Origin of the sequence: Caballeronia sp. LZ028, from assembly GCF_031451415.1 — a bacterium.
Taxonomy (GTDB): domain Bacteria; phylum Pseudomonadota; class Gammaproteobacteria; order Burkholderiales; family Burkholderiaceae; genus Caballeronia; species Caballeronia zhejiangensis.
In genome coordinates this window covers 1058391-1077521 of the sequence record NZ_JARUXN010000004.1, presented here as the reverse complement: position 1 = coordinate 1077521, position 19131 = coordinate 1058391, and the positions used below count along the sequence as shown (strand labels likewise).

13 protein-coding genes are annotated in these 19131 nt (G+C 64.9%); 8 read left to right on the top strand and 5 right to left on the bottom strand.

What is annotated here, in order from left to right; genetic code table 11:
* Positions 1 to 296: 296 nt before the first annotated feature.
* Positions 297 to 2234: an amylo-alpha-1,6-glucosidase gene (locus tag QCE58_RS27750; protein WP_250521764.1), complete on the top strand. Its 1938-nt coding sequence runs from the start codon at positions 297 to 299 to the stop codon at positions 2232 to 2234.
* An 84-nt stretch (positions 2235 to 2318) separates the two neighbouring features.
* Entirely contained in the window at positions 2319 to 5057 is a 2739-nt protein-coding gene (locus QCE58_RS27745) for an MGH1-like glycoside hydrolase domain-containing protein (RefSeq protein WP_008352950.1), read from the top strand.
* Positions 5058 to 5534: 477 nt separating this feature from the next.
* Here QCE58_RS27745 and QCE58_RS27740 read toward each other — a convergent pair whose 3' ends face one another.
* Positions 5535 to 7850: an FdhF/YdeP family oxidoreductase gene (locus tag QCE58_RS27740; RefSeq protein ID WP_250521763.1), complete on the bottom strand. Its 2316-nt coding sequence runs from the start codon at positions 7848 to 7850 to the stop codon at positions 5535 to 5537.
* Between the two features lie 151 nt (positions 7851 to 8001).
* Here QCE58_RS27740 and QCE58_RS27735 point away from each other — a divergent pair, with 151 nt between their 5' ends.
* The 5 genes from QCE58_RS27735 to QCE58_RS27715 are packed head-to-tail and all read left to right on the top strand — an operon-like array spanning position 8002 to position 11790.
* Positions 8002 to 9432, top strand: a complete 1431-nt coding sequence (locus QCE58_RS27735) for a PLP-dependent aminotransferase family protein (RefSeq protein WP_175979496.1) — start codon at positions 8002 to 8004, stop codon at positions 9430 to 9432.
* Positions 9429 to 9692, top strand: a complete 264-nt coding sequence (locus QCE58_RS27730; RefSeq protein ID WP_250521762.1) for a helix-turn-helix domain-containing protein — start codon at positions 9429 to 9431, stop codon at positions 9690 to 9692. The genes QCE58_RS27735 and QCE58_RS27730 overlap by 4 nt, the downstream gene beginning before the upstream one ends.
* A gap of 47 nt (positions 9693 to 9739) precedes the next feature.
* Positions 9740 to 9958, top strand: a complete 219-nt coding sequence (locus QCE58_RS27725; RefSeq protein ID WP_008352954.1) for a ribbon-helix-helix protein, CopG family — start codon at positions 9740 to 9742, stop codon at positions 9956 to 9958.
* Entirely contained in the window at positions 9952 to 10317 is a 366-nt protein-coding gene (locus QCE58_RS27720) for a type II toxin-antitoxin system VapC family toxin (protein ID WP_008352955.1), read from the top strand. The genes QCE58_RS27725 and QCE58_RS27720 overlap by 7 nt, the downstream gene beginning before the upstream one ends.
* A gap of 21 nt (positions 10318 to 10338) precedes the next feature.
* Complete coding sequence (locus QCE58_RS27715; RefSeq protein ID WP_250497287.1) at positions 10339 to 11790, top strand: PLP-dependent aminotransferase family protein; 1452 nt, start codon at positions 10339 to 10341, stop codon at positions 11788 to 11790.
* Positions 11791 to 11800: 10 nt separating this feature from the next.
* On the opposite strand, the gene QCE58_RS27710 is transcribed toward QCE58_RS27715, so the two are convergent.
* The 3 genes from QCE58_RS27710 to QCE58_RS27700 all read right to left on the bottom strand — a co-directional run bounded on the left by QCE58_RS27710 (position 11801) and on the right by QCE58_RS27700 (position 17223).
* The gene (locus tag QCE58_RS27710) at positions 11801 to 12940 is read right to left on the bottom strand and encodes a TAXI family TRAP transporter solute-binding subunit (protein ID WP_008352958.1); all 1140 of its coding nucleotides are present in this window, start codon (positions 12938 to 12940) and stop codon (positions 11801 to 11803) included.
* Between the two features lie 223 nt (positions 12941 to 13163).
* Positions 13164 to 15098: a zinc ribbon domain-containing protein gene (locus QCE58_RS27705; RefSeq protein ID WP_250521761.1), complete on the bottom strand. Its 1935-nt coding sequence runs from the start codon at positions 15096 to 15098 to the stop codon at positions 13164 to 13166.
* 541 nt (positions 15099 to 15639) lie between these two features.
* The gene (locus QCE58_RS27700) at positions 15640 to 17223 is read right to left on the bottom strand and encodes an aldehyde dehydrogenase (NADP(+)) (protein ID WP_250521760.1); all 1584 of its coding nucleotides are present in this window, start codon (positions 17221 to 17223) and stop codon (positions 15640 to 15642) included.
* 167 nt (positions 17224 to 17390) lie between these two features.
* On the opposite strand from QCE58_RS27700, the gene QCE58_RS27695 reads away from it, so the two are divergent.
* The gene (locus QCE58_RS27695) at positions 17391 to 18326 is read left to right on the top strand and encodes a LysR family transcriptional regulator (protein ID WP_008352964.1); all 936 of its coding nucleotides are present in this window, start codon (positions 17391 to 17393) and stop codon (positions 18324 to 18326) included.
* 3 nt (positions 18327 to 18329) lie between these two features.
* On the opposite strand, the gene tam is transcribed toward QCE58_RS27695, so the two are convergent.
* Positions 18330 to 19109, bottom strand: coding sequence for a trans-aconitate 2-methyltransferase (tam, locus tag QCE58_RS27690; protein WP_250521759.1), 780 nt, complete (start codon positions 19107 to 19109; stop codon positions 18330 to 18332).
* Positions 19110 to 19131: the final 22 nt, after the last annotated feature.

Below are 19131 nucleotides of genomic sequence, written 5' to 3'. Positions count from 1 at the left end.
GGCGTATCGGAAGCTGCTTTCTTTGCTTACTTTCTTTGCAGCAGCAAAGAAAGTGAGTGCCGCCCCGCACAGGGGCAGTGCTAATAGACCGACACGAAAGCGGGATCCGGCGAGACCCCGAGCCGCCACGAAAGCGGGATCCGGCGAGACCCCGAGCCGCCACGAAAGCGGGATCCGGCGAAACCCCGAGCCGCCACGAAAGCGGGATCCGGCGAAACCCCGAGCCGCCACGAAACCGGGATCCGGCGAAACCCCGAGCCGCCACGAACACGCAATCCAGCAAAAAAAACAAAACCATGACACGCATCGAACGCACCGATGAATCGCCGATCGACGCTGCGCGTCTGGAAGACGAATGGCTCGAACCCGATGCTTACGGCGGTTTCGCCTCCGGCACGGTCGGCACGATGCGCACACGTCGCTACCAAGCGCTGCTGCTGACGGCGACTCAACCGCCCGCTGGCCGTGTCGTGCTCATCAACGGCATGGAAGCATGGCTCGAAACGGGCAACGCGCGTATCCCTCTGACGATGCAGCGCTACGCCCCCGACATCCTCTATCCCGACACGACCGCAAGCCTCCTTTCATTCGATACAGATCCGTGGCCCACATGGCGCTACCGCATCGGTCACGACGACGCAACAATCATCGTCGCAGAAGCGTTCGTTGCAAAGGAAGCCCGCCAAACCGTCCTGCGCTGGCGTCTCGAGGGCGCATCGAAAGCGGCCAAGTTGGAAGTCCGCCCGCTGCTCTCAGGCCGCGACTACCACGCGCTGCACCACGAAAACGCGGCATTTTCCTTCGATGCCACACTGGAAGGCGAGCGCGTGCAATGGCAGCCGTATGGCGATTTGCCGACGATTTGCGTCACGTCGAACGGCGCTTACGATCACGCCCCCGACTGGTATCGCAACTTCTGCTACGTGCGCGAACGCGAGCGCGGACTCGATTTCACCGAAGACCTCGCGACGCCCGGCATCTTCAGCTTCGATCTCGCGCGCGGCGAAGCCGTGATGATCCTCCACGCGCACGCGGGCCACGACAAGCCGTTCGAAGACAGCGCGCTCGCGCACGCATCGCATCTCGCCTCGCGGGAAAAAGAACGGCGCGCGGCGTTCGGCTCGCGGCTCGCGCGCGGCGCCGATGCGTACGTCGTCACGCGCAATGTCGGCAAAACGATCATCGCGGGCTTTCCGTGGTTCACCGACTGGGGCCGCGACACCTTCATCTCGATGCGCGGCCTCCTGCTCGCGTCCGGCCGGCATCAGGAAGCGGAATCGATCCTGCTCGAATGGGCCGATACGATTTCCGAAGGCATGGTGCCGAACCGCTTTCCGGACAGCGGCGGCCTGCCCGAATACAACTCCGTCGATGCCTCGCTGTGGTTCGTCGTCGCCGCGCACGATTATCTGGCGACGGGGCACGCGCACGCGGCGACGACGAGCCGCCTGCAAAGCGCCGTCGATGCGATTCTCGACGGCTATTCGCGCGGCACGCGCTTTCGCATCGCCGCCGATGTGGACGGTCTGCTGCGCGCGGGCGTGCCCGGCGTCCAGCTCACATGGATGGACGCGAAGGCAGGCGACTGGGTCGTGACGCCGCGTATCGGCAAGCCGGTAGAGGTGCAGGCGCTGTGGATCAACGCGCTCACGATCGCGAGCGCGTGGAATCCGCGCTGGCAGGCGTTGCGCGATCAGGCGCAGTTGTCGTTCGCCGCGCGCTTCGTCGATCCGGACACGCATACGCTCTTCGATGTCGTCGACGTCGATCACGAACCCGGTCGCGTCGATCGATCGATTCGCCCGAATCAGATCTTCGCGGTCGGCGGCTTGCCGTTTCCGCTCGTCGATGGCGATATCGCGCGCGCGGTCGTCGATCAGGTCGAAACGCAACTTCTCACGCCGCCCGGTTTGCGCACGCTCGCGCCGTCCGATCCGGCCTACAGGGCGAACTACGCGGGCGGCGTACTGGATCGCGATGGCGCGTATCACCAGGGCACCGTCTGGCCGTGGCTGATCGGCCCGTTCGTCGAGGCGTGGGTGCGCGTGCACGGCGCGGCGGGCGCGCGCGAGCGTTTTCTGACGCCGCTCTACGCGCATCTCGATCGCTACGGTCTCGATCACGTCAGCGAAGTCGCCGATGCCGATGCGCCGCACACGCCCGGCGGGACGCCGTTTCAGGCGTGGTCGCTCGCGGAGCTCCTGCGCATCGAAAAGCTGCTCGGCGCAACCTAGCGCGGCGCGCGCGGGCCGGCGTCAAAACGCGCTAAATTACGAGACTTGCCCGTCGTTCAGCACGCCGCCATCGAGGAGTCGCCCATGTCGAAATCGCGCCCCGTCAACCAGCTCGAAACCGTCGAGGGCCTGAGGCTCCATTCGAAGGACTGCCCACGCTGGCAGCGCTGGGGACCGTATCTGAGCGAACGCCAATGGGGCACCGTGCGCGAGGACTACAGCGAATTCGGCACCGCGTGGGAATACTTTCCGCACGATCATGCGCGCAGCCGCGCGTATCGCTGGGGCGAGGACGGTATCGCCGGTTTCGGCGACGACAAACTCAACTGGTGCATCTCGCTCGCGCTCTGGAACGGCTGCGATCCGATCATCAAGGAGCGGCTCTTCGGTCTGACGAACCAGGAAGGCAATCACGGCGAGGACGTGAAGGAACTGTACTTCTACATCGACGGCACGCCGACGCATTCCTACATGCGCATGCTCTACAAGTATCCGCATGCGGCGTATCCGTATGCCGATCTCGTCGATGAAAACGCGCGGCGCGGCGCCGACATGCCCGAATACGAAGTGCTCGACACGGGCGTGTTCGACGACGCGCGTTACTTCGACGTGCAGGTCGAATACGCGAAGCACACGCCGGACGACATCGTGATGCGCGTGACGATCGAGAATCGCAGCGACGTGCGGGCCGCGCTCGACGTGCTGCCGCAAATCTGGGCGCGCAATACCTGGTCGTGGAAGCCGACGCCGATCAAGCCCTCGCTGAAGGTGGAAACGGTGCAGGGCGAAGGCACCTACGTGCTCGCCGAACAGGGCGCGCACGAACCGATGGTCGTCACCGCGTGGTCGCCGGACGCGAGCGCGATGGAATGGCTCTTCTGCGAGAACGAGACCAACGTCAGGCGTCTCTTCCACATGGAAGGCACGGGACCGTTCAAGGACGGCTTCAACGATTACATCCTGCAAGGCGACGAAGACGCGATTCGCCGCGACAAGGGCACGCGCGCGGCCGCGCACGCGCATCTCGAACTGGAGCCGCTCGGCAAGGCGGTCGTGTATCTGCGTTGGCGGCCCGAGTCCGCGCCGGACGCCGTGCCGCTCGACGTCGATGGTCTCTTCGCGCGACGCATCGCGGAAGCCGACGAGTTTTACGGCGCGCTGCAGCACGATATCGCCGATGCCGATCAGCGGCTCGTGCAACGCCAGGCACTCGCCGGCATGCTGTGGTCGAAGCAGTACTATCAGTTCGATGTGACGCGCTGGCTCGACGGCGATCCGCTTCAGCCGAAGCCGCCGAAGCAGCGGCGCACCGGACGCGATTCGGACTGGCGGCATCTGTGCAACGCGGACATCGTGTCGATGCCGGACAAGTGGGAATATCCGTGGTACGCGTCGTGGGACCTCGCGTTTCATGCGGCGGCGTTCGCGCTCATCGATCCGGAGTTCGCGAAACGTCAGTTGCTATTGCTCGTGAAGGACCGCTATCAGCATCCGAACGGTCAATTGCCCGCGTACGAATGGGCTTTCGGCGATGCCAATCCGCCCGTGCACGCGTGGGCGACGTGGCGCGTCTACGAGATCGACCGCGCGATCACCGGCAAGGGCGATCGCGATTTTCTGGAACTCGTGTTCCACAAGCTGCTGCTCAACTTCTCATGGTGGGTGAATCGCAAGGATGCCGACGGCAAGAACATTTTCCAGGGCGGCTTTCTCGGCCTGGACAACGTGGGCATCTTCGATCGCTCGTCGCCGCTGCCGACGGGCGGCCACATCGATCAGGCCGACGGCACCGCATGGATGGCCGCGTACGCGCTCGATCTGATGCGTATCGCGCTCGAGCTCGCATACGCGAACAAGGTGTTCGTCGATATCGCCGTGAAGTTCTTCGAGCACTTCCTGTATATCGCGGAAGCGGTGAGCTGCGAGGACGATTGCGACACCGGTCTCTGGGACAGCGAGGACGAGTTCTTCTACGACAAGCTGCGCCTGCCCGACGGAACCAATGTGCCGATGCGCGTGCGGTCCATCGTCGGGCTGATTCCGCTTTTCGCCGTGCATGTGCTGGAGCCGAAGGTGTATCGCTCGCTGCCGGAATTGCGCGAACGGCTGCACTGGTTTCTCGAACATCGAACGGATCTTTCGAGGCTCGTGTCGCGCTGGAACGTGGCGGGTCAGGGCAACAGCGTGCTGCTGTCGCTGTTGCGCGGGCATCGCATGAAGGCGCTGCTCAGGCGCATGCTCGACGAAACCGAATTCCTTTCCGATCACGGCGTGCGCGCGCTGTCACGCGTGCATCTCGATAACCCGTTCGTCTTCTATCACAACAGCGAAAGCTTCGGCATCCAGTATCTTCCGGCGGAATCCGACTCGCGCGTGTTCGGCGGCAATTCGAACTGGCGCGGTCCGGTGTGGATGCCGGTCAACTATCTGCTGATCGAATCGATCCACGAGTTTCATCGCTATTACGGCGATGATTTTCGCGTCGAATATCCGACGGGCTCGGGACAGAAGTTTTCGCTCGCGCAAATCGCCGACGAACTCGCGCGCCGCGTGACCACGCTCTTTCTGCTCGACAAGAACGGCGAGCGTCCGGTGATGGCTGCCTATCCGCTGCTACAGGCCGATCCGCGTTCGCGCGATCTCGTGCTCTTTCACGAGTATTTTCATGGCGACAACGGGCGCGGCGTGGGCGCGTCGCATCAGACGGGCTGGAGCGGGCTCGTCGCGCTGTTGCTGCATCCGCATGCGACGGGGCCGTCCGGCGTCGTGCCGCTCGCCGGCGAAGCCGATGCCGATGTTCAGGAGTTCGCAGGAGCGAAATGAGGCGTGAATCGCGGTGGCATCGCGTTTTGCGGGGTTCGGCGAAAGTCAAGCGCCACAGGTCGAAAGCGTTGTTAGGAATTGTCTGGTATTACTGATCGCTCCAACTGCGTAAGTTTGTGGAAACACAAATTGATAACAGTCTGGAGGACAAAATGGCGCAGTCCATTAGCGCATATTCTCTCAGCGGCTACCAAATGGGCTTGGGCGCTGGCGGCCGCGCTCATATCGAACACGAACATTGCCCTCCGTTCGCCATCGTCATGCTGGTGTTCGCGGCCGCAATGCTCGGCGGCGTCTGGTTCAGCGGCGAATTCAACAGCTTCGCCGCCGGGTTGATCGCGTGGGCCGGCATCCTCGCCATGCTGGGCGCATGCGCCGATCGCTGGTTCAGCGGCGCCGCCGCGCTCGAACGCCGTATCCGTCAGCGCGAGAGAGCGCGATGCCGCGTGCTTGGCGGCATCGCGTCACGCAGCGGTTTCAGGCAGCAATGGCCTGACTGGACGACGTCAGCAGCACGGGAATGGACTTCGACGTCGGCGTACCGGCGCCATCCGCAACCGATGACAGCGGCACGAGCGGGTTGGTCTCCGGATAATACGCACCGAGACAGCCACGCGGAATATCGTATTCGACGAGCTTGAAACCGTCTACGCGACGCTCGATGCCGTCGTCCCACACGCTCGTGATATCCACCAGTTCGCCCGGCTCGAACTCGAGCATGTCGATGTCCTCGCGGTTCGCGAACAGCACGCGCCGCTGTCCGTACACGCCGCGGTAGCGATCGTCGAGACCGTAGATCGTCGTGTTGTACTGATCGTGCGAACGCGTCGTCATCAGCGTCATGAGACGGTCGCCGTACAGCGCACGGGCGCGGTGGATCGGCGTATCGACCGCGATCCTGTGCACGATGAACTGCGCCTTGCCGCTCGGCGTCTTCCAGACGCGATCGCGCGAGGCCACGCCGAGATGAAAACCGCCCGGCTGCTTCAGGCGTTCGTTGTAGCGCTCGAAACCGTCGAGCACTTTTTCGATGCCATCGCGGATCAGCGCGTAGTCGCCCTCATGTGCGCGCCAGTCGACCTTGGCCGAGCCGAGCGTCGCGTGCGCCATGCGTGCGACGATCGCGACTTCGGAAAGCAGATTCGCCGAGGCCGGCTTGTTCATGCCGTAAGAAATGTGCACCATGCTCATCGAATCCTCGACGGACACGCCTTGCGGCACGCCGTTCTGAACATCGATCTCGGTGCGGCCGAGCGTCGGCAGAATGAGCGCGTCGCGGCCGTGTACGAGATGGCTGCGGTTGAGCTTCGTCGTGATGTGCACCGTGAGATCGCACGAGCGCATCGCTTCCCAGGTGCGCGGCGTGTCGGGCGTCGCGATCGAAAAATTTCCGCCCAGGCCGATAAACACCTTCACCTTGCCTTCGAGCATCGCGTGAATCGTTTCGACGACGTCGTAGCCATGCTCGCGCGGGGGCTCGAAATCGTAGGCCGCGCCGAGCCGGTCGAGAAACGCCTGCGTCGGTTTTTCCTCGATGCCGACCGTGCGGTCGCCCTGCACGTTCGAATGGCCGCGCACCGGACATAAGCCCGCGCCGCGCCGTCCGATATTCCCGCGCATCATCATCAGGTTCGAAAGCAGTTGAATGGTCGGCACGGAGTTCTTGTGCTGCGTGAGGCCCATGCCCCACGTCGAGATGACGGCGCGGCCTTTCGCGTAGATGTCGGCGAGATTCAGCAGATCGTCCATCTTCACGCCCGATTCCGCGATGATCGCGTCCCAGCTTTCGGCGCGCAGGTCGTCGGCGAAGGCGTCGAAGCCGACCGTGTGCTCCGCGATGAAATCGACGTCGAGCACGCGCTCGCCACCGTTCGCGCGCGCGGCGTCGTCGAGTTCGATCACGCGCTTCGCCACGCCTTTGATCAGCGCGAAGTCGCCGCCGACTTTCGGGCGGATGAACACCGAACTGATCTTCACGCCCTTCGGCGAGAGCATGTCGAGCGTGTGCTGCGGGCTCGCGAAACGTTCGAGGCCGCGCTCCTTCAGCGGATTGATCGACACGATGGTCGCGCCGCGTTTCGCGCACTCGCGCAACTCGCCGAGCATGCGCGGATGGTTCGTCGCCGGATTCTGGCCGAAGAGCAGCAGCGTGTCGGCGTGTTCGAAGTCGTCGAGCGTGACGGTGCCCTTGCCGATGCCGACGGTATGCGGCAAGCCGCGGCTCGTCGCTTCGTGGCACATGTTCGAGCAATCGGGGAAATTGTTCGTGCCGTACATCCGCACAAACAATTGATACAGAAAAGCGGCTTCGTTGCTCGCACGGCCGGACGTGTAGAACGCGGCGCGATCGGGATCGTCGAGTTTCTTCAGATGCGAGGCGATGAGTTCGAACGCATCGTCCCAATCGATCGGCACATAGCGGTCGCGCTTTGCGTCGTAGACGAGCGGATCGGTCAGCCTGCCGTGCTGCTCCAGTTCGTAATCGTTCTGCGTCATCAGCGACGAAACCGTGTGCTCCTCGAAGAATGCGGGCGTCACGCGCTTGCTCGTCGCTTCGGCGGCGACGGCCTTGACGCCGTTCTCGCAGAATTCGAAGGTCGAGCCGTGCTCGCGGTCGGGCCACGCGCAGCCGGGGCAATCGAAGCCGTCCGGCTGATTCTGCTTGAAGAGCGTCTTGTAGTTGCCGCCCGCCACCTTCTCCTTGACGAGATTGATGGCAACCTGCTTCAGCGCGCCCCAGCCGGCGGCGGGATGCGTATAGGGTTCGATGCGTTCTTCGGGCTTCTTGAACATGGCTTGGCGGATGATGCTTTTTGGCTTGCGATGTTCGAAGCGTACTGTGTTCCGAATCGCGCGCGGCGCACAGAAAACGCGAAATAGAAGGAGTACAGTTGCGTCGATTTGCCCTAGACTTGACGCATTCCCGCTTCAGAACGAAATCCAGTTGAAACTCTACGAAAAGCTCGCCGATGAAATCGAGGAAGCCGTGCGGCGCGGCGTGTTCACGCCCGGCGAGAAGATCGCGTCGGTGCGGCAGGCGAGCCAGCAGCACGGCGTGAGCATCAAGACGGTGCTGCATGCGTACGCGATCCTGGAAAGCCGCGGGATTCTGGAGACGCGTCCGCAGTCCGGCTATTTCGTGCGCGCAAAACCGCAGGCGGGCGCGGCGCACAGTCAGCCGACGCGCGTGATCGCAACGGCATCGGAAGTCGATGTGAGCCGGCTCGTGCTTTCGACGTTGCGCAGCATCCGCGCTCACGACGCCGTGCCGTTCGGCTCGCCGTATCCCGATCCCGAGCCGTTTCCCTGGCGGCGCATCAACCAGTACGCGAACGCGATCGCGCGGCGGCAGGCGAGTTGGAATCTCATCGACGATCTGCCGCCCGGCAATCCCGAGCTGATTCGCCAGATCGCGCGGCGTTATGCCGAAAACGGCGTGCCGGTCGATCCGGAGGAGATCGTCATCACGGTCGGTGCGACTGAGGCGATCAACCTGAGCCTGCAGGCCGTCGCGCAGCCCGGCGACACGGTGGCCGTCGAATCGCCGACTTACTACGCGATGCTGCACGCGATCGAGCGTCTCGGGATGCGCGCGATCGAAGTGCCGACGCATCCGGCGGAAGGCATCGACATCGACGCTCTGGCGCGGATCATCGGACGAAGAAAGATCGCCGCGTGCATGGTGATGCCGAACTTCCAGAATCCGCTCGGCTTCCAGATGCCGGACGAGCGCAAGCGCCGGCTCGTCGAATTGCTGTCCGCGCACGATATTCCGGTCATCGAAAACGATGTCTATCACGAGCTTTATTACGGCGATGCGCGCCCGTCGACGCTCAAGAACTTCGATACAAAAGGGCTCGTGCTGCATTGCGCGTCGTTTTCGAAGAGTCTGACGGCGTCGTACCGGATCGGCTGGGCGATGCCGGGACGGTATCGGGCGCAGGTCGAGAAGCTCAAGTTTCTGAACACGTTGACGACGCCATCGGTGCCGCAGGTCGCGATCGCGGATTATCTGCGGCAGGACGGCTACGACCGGCATCTGCGGCGCGTGCGCAAGCTGTATCGGCAGCAGTCGCGCATCATGAGCGCGATGGTCGAGCGCTTCTTTCCGGCGGGCACGCGCACATCGGCGCCGCAGGGCGGCTATGTGCTATGGGTGGAATTGCCGGAGCGCGTCGATTCGATGCGGCTCTATCGCGCCGCGCTCGACAGCGGCATCACGGTCGGACCGGGCTACATGTTCTCCACGCGCAACGCCTTCAGCCATTTCATCCGGCTGAACTACAGTTATCCGTGGACCGCGCAGAGCGAGGCCGCGTTGCGGCGGCTCGGCGAACTCGCGGGCAGGGAGATCACTATGGGGATTCGCGCATGAACGATGACATCGATCCGGCGCTCGTCGCCGTGCTGACACAGCTTTGGCGCGCACAGACGGAAACGCCGGAACGCGCGTGGTCGCTCGCGAAATTGGCGAAGCAGTCCGGTTTGCCGATGAGCGCGTTGCGTCGGCAATTGACCGGGCTCGAGGAAGCGGGATTCGTCGAGGTGCGGATGAAGGAGGATGGGACGGGCAGCGCGGGGTTGAGCGAGCAAGGCGTGACTTTGTGTCAGTCGATTTTCAGCGCAGGTGAATAAATGGGCTATGGCGATATACCATATGTATATCGTATAGCGAGGTATCTATGGGAAGGATCTTGATCGATTTGCCCGACGAACAGATAGACGAACTCGCCGCGATCGGCGAAGAGCAGCAGCGCCCGCGAGCCGCGGTCATTCGGGACGCGATCAGCGCGTACGTCGCGAGCAACAAGCGCCGTTCTGCCGTCGATGTGTTCGGCTTATGGCAAGAGCGAAAGATCGATGGATTGCAGTACCAGCGGGAGCTGCGCGAAGAATGGTAAGAGCGCTTTTCGACACGAACATCCTGATCGATTACCTGTTGGGAATCGATGCGGCACGCAAGGAGATCGAGCGTTACGAAGAGCGGTCGATCAGCATCATCACGCTCATGGAAGTTCTAGAGGGCGCCAAACCCGACAGTGAAGCGTCGCTGCGCGCCTGGCTGTCCACCTTCGATCTCGTGCCGCTCGATTCGGCCGTCGCGAACCTCGCAATCGGAATTCGCAGGAAATCGCGCATCAAGTTGCCGGATGCGATCGTGTGGGCGTCGGCGCAATCGGTGAATGCGCTGCTCGTTTCGCGAAACTCGAAGGACTTCCCGCCCGACGATCCGGGCGTGCGGATGCCCTATCAACTGTAGCCGCGTCGGTCGCCAGCACCCTTGGACATCCACATCACCCTGCACGGCCGCCGCGACCTGACCGGCCAGATCTACGGCCAGCTACGCGCGGGCATCATCGAAGGGCGGCTCGCCGCGAACGCGCGCCTGCCGTCCACGCGCGATCTCGCCGCGCAGCTCGGCGTCTCGCGCAAGACCACGCTCGATGTCTTCGAGCGGCTGATCGCGGAAGGCTTCTTGCGCACGCGCGCCGGCGACGGCACGTTCGTCGCTGAAGGGCTCACGCGCCTGCCGACCGCGCGCACCGAACCCGTATCGGCCCGCGCTCGCGCCACCGGCATCTGGCGCAAGATGCCCGAGCGCATGGCGATGCCGATGCCGCCCGCCGACGAAACGCTCGACTGCGATTTCAAGGGCGGCGTAACCGACAAATCGCTCTTTCCCTACGACGCCTGGCGACGCTGTCTGAATCAGGCACTGCGCACGCAGGCGCGCGCGGGCGGCGGCGTCGCGGGTTATCGCGATCCGGGCGGCGAGCAGGCGTTGCGGCTCGGCATCGCGCGTTATCTCGCGTTCAGCCGCGCGGTCGTCTGCAACTGGCAGGACGTGATCGTCACGCAGGGCGCGCAACAGGCGCTCGATCTGCTCGCGCGCGTGACGATCCAGCCGGGCGATGTCGTCGCGGTCGAAGAGCCGGGTTATCCGCCGGCGCGGGCGCTCTTCGCGGCGCTCGGCGCGCGCATCGCGCATGTGCCGGTCGATGGCGAGGGCATCGTCGTGAGAAAGCTGCCGCGCAACACGCGGCTCGTCTACGTGACGCCGTCGCATCAGTTTCCGCTCGGCATGCCGATGAGCCTCGAGCGGCGCGTCGAGTTGCTCGAATGGGCGGGCAAGCGCGGCGCGGTGATCGTCGAGGACGACTACGACGGCGAATTCCGCTTCGAAGGGCGGCCGGTGGAATCGCTGAAGAGTCTCGATCGCGCGGGACTCGTCGCGTATGTCGGAACGTTTTCGAAGACGCTCTTTCCCGATCTGCGGCTCGGCTACGTCGTGCCGCCCGCGACACTCTCCGAACCGCTCTGGAACGCAAAGCAGATTTGCGACTGGCACAGCTGCATGCTGACGCAAACCGCGCTCGGCGCGTTCATGCTCGATGGCGAATACGCGAAGCATCTGCGCCGCATGCACAAGGCGTACGCGGAACGCCGCGCGCTGTTGATCGAACGTCTGCAAGGCGAGCTCGCGCCTTGGTTCGAGCCGCTGCCCGCGACGGCGGGCATCCATCTCGTCGCGCGGCTCGCCGGTTCGGTGCGGGAAGACGAGGTCGTCGCGGCGGCGCGCGCCGTATCGGTCGGGCTGTACGGCATACGCGCGTTCTACGCGGGCGAGCCGGCGCAGCAAGGCGTGCTGCTCGGCTACGGCGGGACGAACGTCACGGCGATCGAGCGCGGCGCGACGCGCCTCGCCGCGCTCATGCCGACGCTCGTCCGCTAGCTTCGCGGCGTCACTGATCGCACAACAACAGCAGCTTTTCCTGCGCGGAACACGCCGCTTTTTTCGGCTTTTGCGCGGCCGCGTCCGCGTCGCGCGTCGCGACCTTGCGCGTCGGATTCTGCGCTTGCTCGGCGGCCGCCGTGCGCTGCGCGATGCACGCGCGCAAGTGCTTTTCCATCGGCGGATAGTATTTCCAGCCCTTCGTGAGCGGCGGCAGTTCGAGATGCACCTGCTTCCACTTCGGATGGCCGTTCGCCTGCAGCGTGTCGAAGTTCGAGCACAGCGAATCGGCGAATTTCGACAGCGCGCCGACCGTGCCGCGCAAACCGTAATCGTAGGTCACGAGAAACGCCTTCACGGTGAGCGTCGGCGTGTCTTCCTGAATCCAGTTCGGATAACTCGTCGTGCGGATCGTCGCCGGGAAATAGGTCTGCTTCGCGCGCGCGGTTTCCTGCGCGTTCGGATCGAGGCGCAGCAGCCTGATCTGCTTGAGCAGCTCCGGATTCATGTCCTGAAAGAGCTTCGCCGGCTGCCCCGCGACGATCACCGCCACGTCGATCTTCCCGACGATCAGCCGCGCGAGCGAATCCTCGTTGTTGAGATGCTGCTCGTTGGCTTCGGCGATCGGTTCGCCGAACATCAGCCGATACAGCGTCTCCGCCGATTGCGCCGTGCCGCTGCCGATCGGCCCGACGCTGATGTTCTTGCCCTTGATCTCGTGGATGTACTTCATCGGCGAGTCCGCGCGCGTGACGAAGTAAATCTCTTCGTCGTAGAGCGGCATGATGAGCCGCAGCGGCTTGATGATCTTGCCCGCGTCCGCATTGCCCGAGGTCGCCATGTCCATGTACGCCTGATACACGTCCGACTGCACCAGCGCGAACTTCACGCCGGGCTCGTAGCGCATGCGCTGCACGTTCTCCGCCGACCCTTTCGACGGCAGCACTTCCAGTTCGATGCCGGCCGGCTCGGCGACGTACTTCGACAAGTCCTGTCCGATCTGGATATACGTGCCGCGTTCCTGGCCCGTCGTGATCTTGTAGGGAATCGGATCGGCGGCGAAGCTCGATCCCGCGCCGATCATCCCGGCGATGGCGAGAAGCGTCAGCGCGCCCCGTGCGGCGTTGCGCATGTATTTCGTGGTGAACATGATTGACCCTTAGTCGGAGTTGGACGGGTGCTTTTTGAAACTCGCACGATGCGGGAATCGTCCGCGTCGCGCGCAATCTGCTCATGCGCGGGCACTCGCATGCGGCCCGGCGCGAAGATGCGCGGCGCGTGCTTGCGGTGCGTCGGTGTTGTCTCTGCGTGTTCTTGTAGTTGCGTCGTTCTTGCGTCGTTCTTGTGCGTTTTTTTGCGTTTTTTTGCCGTTTTCAGCGCGACGGCGGCTTCGAGGCCGAATCGCCGCCGCTCCAGCCGTATTGCTTGATGGCGCGTTCGAGTTCCTCGGACTTGTCGGAGTCGACATGCGAGCCGGCCGGCACCGTGGCGAACTGCGGCGACGCGCCGGTCGTGGCCGCGGCCTGCGTGCTGCGCGTCGCGACGTTCGTCTGCACGACGGGCTGGGCGACGGCTTGTGCGACGGCCGCGGGCGGACGGGGCACGGCTGCTTGCATCGTCGCCGTCGATGGCGGGAGCGCGCTGCTCTGATTGCCCGATTGCGGTGGATGCGGCACGGCGGTGCGCGTCGGGGGCGCGGACGGCTGCGGCGGATCTTCGCCGAGGTAATACGCGCCGCGCGGATTGGCCGGACGAGCGGCTTGCTGCGGCGGCTCGTCGCCGATGTAATAGGGCGCGCGCGGGTTCGCGGCACGCGAATTCGCGGCGGAAGGCTGGGCGCTTTCTTCGCCGAGATAATAGGGCGCGCGCGCCGCTTGCGTGACGGGCGGCGGAGCGGCCTTCGCAGCGGCCGGTTGCGACGGCGCGGGCACGGCGGCTTGCGTCGTGGCCGGTTGTGGCGTCGGCAGGGGCGTCGGTTGGGGCGTCGGTTGCGTGGCCGCTTGCGGCGCGGGCGTGGGCATCGTCATCGTCGTGGCGACGGTCGGCGCGGGCGGCGGATTGATCGTCGTCGCGGTGATCGCGGCGGTCGCCGCCTGGCCACGCGCGATTTTCTCCGCGCGCGATTCGTAGGCAGCGTCGTCGTCGGCCCAGCGCGCGGCGGTGCTGCGTTGCACCGTGCGCCTGTCCGGCGTGGGCTTCTGAGCAAACCCGTTCGTCTTCGCGGCCTGCGCGGCCGCCGCTGCAACGTTTGCCTGCGCGGGAAGTTGAGCGGGCGCGGCAGCCGCCGTGTTCGCGGCATCCGCGGCGGGCGCCGTGCCCGGCACGCGTTTGGCGAGCGCGGCCACTGCCGTCGGCGCGAGCCAGCCCGCGTGCGAAATCACGCGTTCGAGCATGGCTTGCGATTCGATGTTGCTGCCGTCGAGGGCGAGCGCCTCGCCCGCGTTCTGCTGCACGCACGCCCACGCGGACGTGCGCTCGCAGGCGCGCGCGAGTTGCAGCGCGGCGTCGCGCTGCGCTTCGCGCTTGACGAGCTCGTCCTTCAGCGATTCGTAGTCGGCGCGCGCCTGTTGCTGCGGCGGAAGCATTTTGAGCCGCGCGCGGGCCGTGGCGAGATCGTGCTGATCCAGCGCGACGCGCACATCCTGCAGCGCATTGCCGGACGGAGCGGCGGCCAACGGGCGCCGGTCCGCCGCGGCCGGTGCGGCAGGCGTGCCGGGCGCGTCGGTTGCGCCGCGCATCAGCGAACCGACCTTGGAATCGATCACGCCCGAAACGCTGTGATCCGCGGATGGCGTGCTCGAACCGCCGTCCGAATCGCCAAGCTGGTAATAGAACGTCGCGCCGAGCAGCAACACGAGACCGCATGCACCGGCGATGACTGTCTTCTTCGTGTTCCACCGCTCGGAACCGGGCAGGGCGTCGGGATCGTTGCTGGAATCGGCGAAGGCGTTGCGTGCGGATTCCTCGGCGCGGCGCGCGCGATATTCCGCCGCCTTTTGCGCGATGCGCTCACTCGCGCGCTCCGTCCAGCGCGAGCGCATGCCCGGCTCGACGCGCCCGGCGCCATGCGAGTCGAGGGAAGCGGAAGAACCGGATGCGGACGCACCCGCCGATGCGAGCGGCGCCGATGCCTCTTCGAAAACGTTCTTGCGCGATTTGCCCGAGGCGGCCTCGCGCGTCTGGCCGAATGCGGCGCTTCGGTCTGCGCCGCAATTGGGGCAACTGTCGGCGTTCTTGCGCACCGTGCTGCCGCACCGCTGGCAGACGACGGAGAACATGGATGCGGGAAACGTCAGTCGCGTGGTCATGCTAAAGCCCTCGAAGGACGTGTGCGTGAGGTTGCCAAAATCGCGTGGCCGCCAATGCGCGCCGAGCCGTCGCGCCTGTACGCGGGAACGGCGTCCCGCGGCAGCAATCCTTCGTATTCTTTGTCCGCGGCGCGCGCGCCAGCGGGAAACGACTATCCGACTATGGTTCAACCACTATCGGACGTCAATTGCCTTTCGCCCCTACTCCGGGCGGTGCTCTCGCTCACGATATTTCTGACATTTTGGGATCGCGGCGGCGGTTTTGAATCGCCAATCCTTAGCCGAAAAAAGACAACGGGGCGCGATCGCCGGATAACCCACTGATGTGAAAGCGATTCGAGCGCGTGATGAAACGTTGTAGCGAGCCCACGCCGAGTATGTCAACGCGGATCGCCCGAAGCGGCGGACGTTGCCGGGAGATTGGTAAGGCTTCCGAATCATCGTTCGAAAGGTTTGCCTTTCGTGCTCCGGCGTTGCGCAGAAGCGAAAAAGCCGCGGCGCGAATGACGCGCCGCGGCTTTCATCATACTAACCCGAAGCGTTATTCCGCCAGTTGCAGCTTGCCGTCGATGCGGCGGTTCAGGCCGAGCGGATTCGCCGTCTTCAGCGCGTCGGGCAGAAGCGCGTCAGGCAGATCCTGATAGCTGACCGGGCGCAGGAAACGGTTGATCGCGAGACTGCCGACCGAAGTCGAGCGGCCATCCGCCGTCGACGGGAACGGGCCGCCGTGCACCATCGCGTGGCCGACTTCCACGCCCGTGCCGAAGCCGTTCACCAGCAGGCGGCCGGTGCGGCGCTCGAGCGCGGGCAGGACGCGCTTCGCATCGGCGTAATCGGCCTCGTCGATATGCAGCGCCGAGGTCAACTGGCCTTCCAGCGATTCGATCAGATCGATCATCGCGTCGAGGCTCGGGCAACGCACGACCAGCGACGATGCACCGAAGATTTCCTCTTGCAGATCGTGATTCTTGCGGAACGCTTCGGCGGTGGTGACGAACAGCGCCGACTGGCCCTGATTGTCGCCCTTCGCTTCGAGGCCGCGCGCGGCGGTGGTCACGTCGGCGTTATCGGCGGTCTTCGCGACCGAGTTCGCGTACGTCTTGCAGATGCCCGGCGTAAGCATCGTCTGCGCGGCGGTTTCCTTGAGCGCAGCGGAAGCCGCTTCGATGAACTTGTCGAGATCCGGGCCGTCGACGGCCAGAATCAGGCCCGGATTCGTGCAGAACTGGCCCGCGCCGAGCACGAGCGACGAGACGAACGCCTTGCCGATGGCTTCGCCGCGATTCTTGAGCGCGTTCGGGAACAGCAGTACCGGGTTGATGCTGCTCATTTCCGCGTAGACGGGGATGGGTTCCTTGCGCGCCGCCGCGATCTTCATCAGCGCGACGCCGCCGCCGCGCGAGCCGGTGAAGCCCGCCGCCTTGATGCGGTTGTCGGCGACGAGGCCCTGACCGATGTCGCGGCCGCTGTCGAAGAGGAGCGAGAACGTGCCTTCGGGCATGCCGCAGTCCTTCACGGCCTTCTGCACCGCGCGGCCGACGAGCTCCGCCGTGCCGGGATGCGCCGAGTGCGCCTTGACGATGACCGGGCAACCGGCGGCGAGCGCCGACGCCGTGTCGCCGCCGGCGACGGAGAACGCGAGCGGGAAGTTGCTCGCGCCGAACACGGCGACCGGGCCGACGCCGATATGACGCAGACGCAGATCGACGCGCGGCAGCGGCTTGCGCTCGGGTTGCGCCGGATCGATCCGCACGCCGAGAAAATCGCCATTGCGGACGACATCGGCGAACATGCGCAACTGGCCGACCGTGCGGCCGCGCTCGCCTTCGAGACGCGCGCGCGGCAGGCCGCTTTCGATCATGCAGCGCTCGATCAGGTCGTCGCCGATATCGAGGATGTTCTGCGCGATCGTTTCCAGGAACTTCGCGCGCGCTTCGGGCGCGGTTTCGCGGTAGGCGTCGAACGCGGCCCACGCGAGGGCGCACGCGCGGTCGAGGTCCGCGAGCGTCGCGCCGCCGAAAGCCGGTTCGATGGCCGCGCCGGTCGACGCGTTGACGGCCTTGATCGAGCCGTTCGAGCCGAAAACCGATTCCTGACCGATGAGCAGGTTGCCAGTGAGTTGCATGATGTCTCGTCCTTGCTTGGAGTGATTCGCGGCAGCAGCATGTACCGGTTGTACGATGACTGCACCTTGCCCGACTATACGGCTTCGCGCGTGCGCCTGTATAGTGAAACCTTTCCATCGCTTGATCGCTTTTTGGAATCGCCCCGCGCTTTCCCGCACGCCGAAAGATGAAGAACACGCTCGATGTATTGATGTCGCGGCTGCGCATGAAGCAGCTTCAACTGCTGATCGCGCTCGACGACCACAAATCGCTGCACAAGGCGTCGAGCGCCATGGCGATGACGCAATCCGCCGCGAGCAAGGCGCTCGCCGAACTCGAATCCATGCTGGAAGCGCCGCTATTCGAGCGTGCGAAGAGCGGGCTGATCCCGAATCCGTTCGGCCGCTGCGTGGTGCGCTACGCACGCGTGCTGGCCGCCGATCTCAACGCGCTCTGCCAGGAAGTCGCGCAGATTCGCGCGGGCACGGGCGGGCGGCTGACCGTCGGCACGATCATGGGCGCGGTGCCGGGCGTGGTCGCGCCGATCGTCAACGAGATGCACGCGAAGCATCCGGATCTGGCGATCGAAATCGTCGAGGATACGAGCGCGCGCATGCTGCCGATGCTCGACGACGGCCGCGTCGATCTCGTCATCGGGCGCTCGAGCGTGTCGGATCAGCCGTCGAAGTATCAGTATCAGCCGCTGGCGGACGAGCCGCTTTGCATCGTCGTCGGTCAGGGTCACGAGCGCACGGGCGAGCCGGAAGTCGGTTTCGCCGATCTCGCGCGCTATCGCTGGGTCACGTATCCGAGCTATATGCCGATGAGCGCATTGCTGGAACGCGAACTCGATCTCGCCGGCCTGCCGATGCCCGCCAATCCGATTTCCACCGCCTCGCCGCTGATGACCGTGACGCTGCTGCAAGAGAGCGCGGAACTCGTGTCGATTCTGCCGGCGAGCGTCGCGAAAGTGTTCGAGCGCCACGGCATGCTGCGCATTCTGCCCGTTCGCATGAAGTCGAAATCGCAGACCTACGGCATCGTCACGCGCAGGGGCGGCGAGCTTTCGCCGGCGGCGCGGCAGTTCGTGCAGATGTTGCGCGAGCAGCGCCGGCCGAACTGACACTCAGCGCGTCGCGACGATGAACAGACGCGGGAAGGGCAGGAGCACGCTGCCGTCGTCGAAAACGGTATATGCGGTTTCTAGGCCGGCGCGATAGCGGTCGAGGAACGCGGCCGCTTCCTTCTCGTCGAGCTTCGCGAGGAACGGCCGCAGCGCCGAGCCCTTGAACCATTCGACGATGGCATCGACGCCGCCGTCCAGCGGATGATGGTACGTCGTGCGCCACACGTCGACGCGCGCGCACAGCGGCTTGAGCAACGCGTAATACCAGTCCGCCCGGAAGCGCGCGGTGCGCTCCACGCCCTTCAGCTTGTCGCGCCAAGGGCCATCGGCGGCGGCTTCGCGCATCAGGCGGTGCGCGGGTTCGTCGAGATTGTCGGGCATCTGCACGGCGAGCTGCCCGCCCTTCGCGAGCTTGCCGGCGAGCGACGGAAACAGCGTCTCGTGATCGGGCACCCACTGCAGCGCCGCGTTCGCGAGAATCAGATCGAACGGTCCTTCTGCCTGCCACGCGGAAATGTCGGCGAGCGCGAATTCGACTTGGGGCAGGCGCTTTTTCGCCGCGTCGATCATGTCGCCCGAATTGTCGACGCCGATCACGCGCGCGTTCGGCGCATGCGCGATGAGGGTTTCGGTTGAATTGCCGGGGCCGCAGCCGAGATCGACCGCCGTGCGCGCGGCTCGCGCATGAGTCGCGTTCAGCAGATCGCGGACGGGGCGCGTGCGCTCTTCCTCGAACAGCGAATATTGGCGCGCTTGCCATTCGGGCGATGATGTCGTCATTGAAGGCTCCAGTCGATGTTCG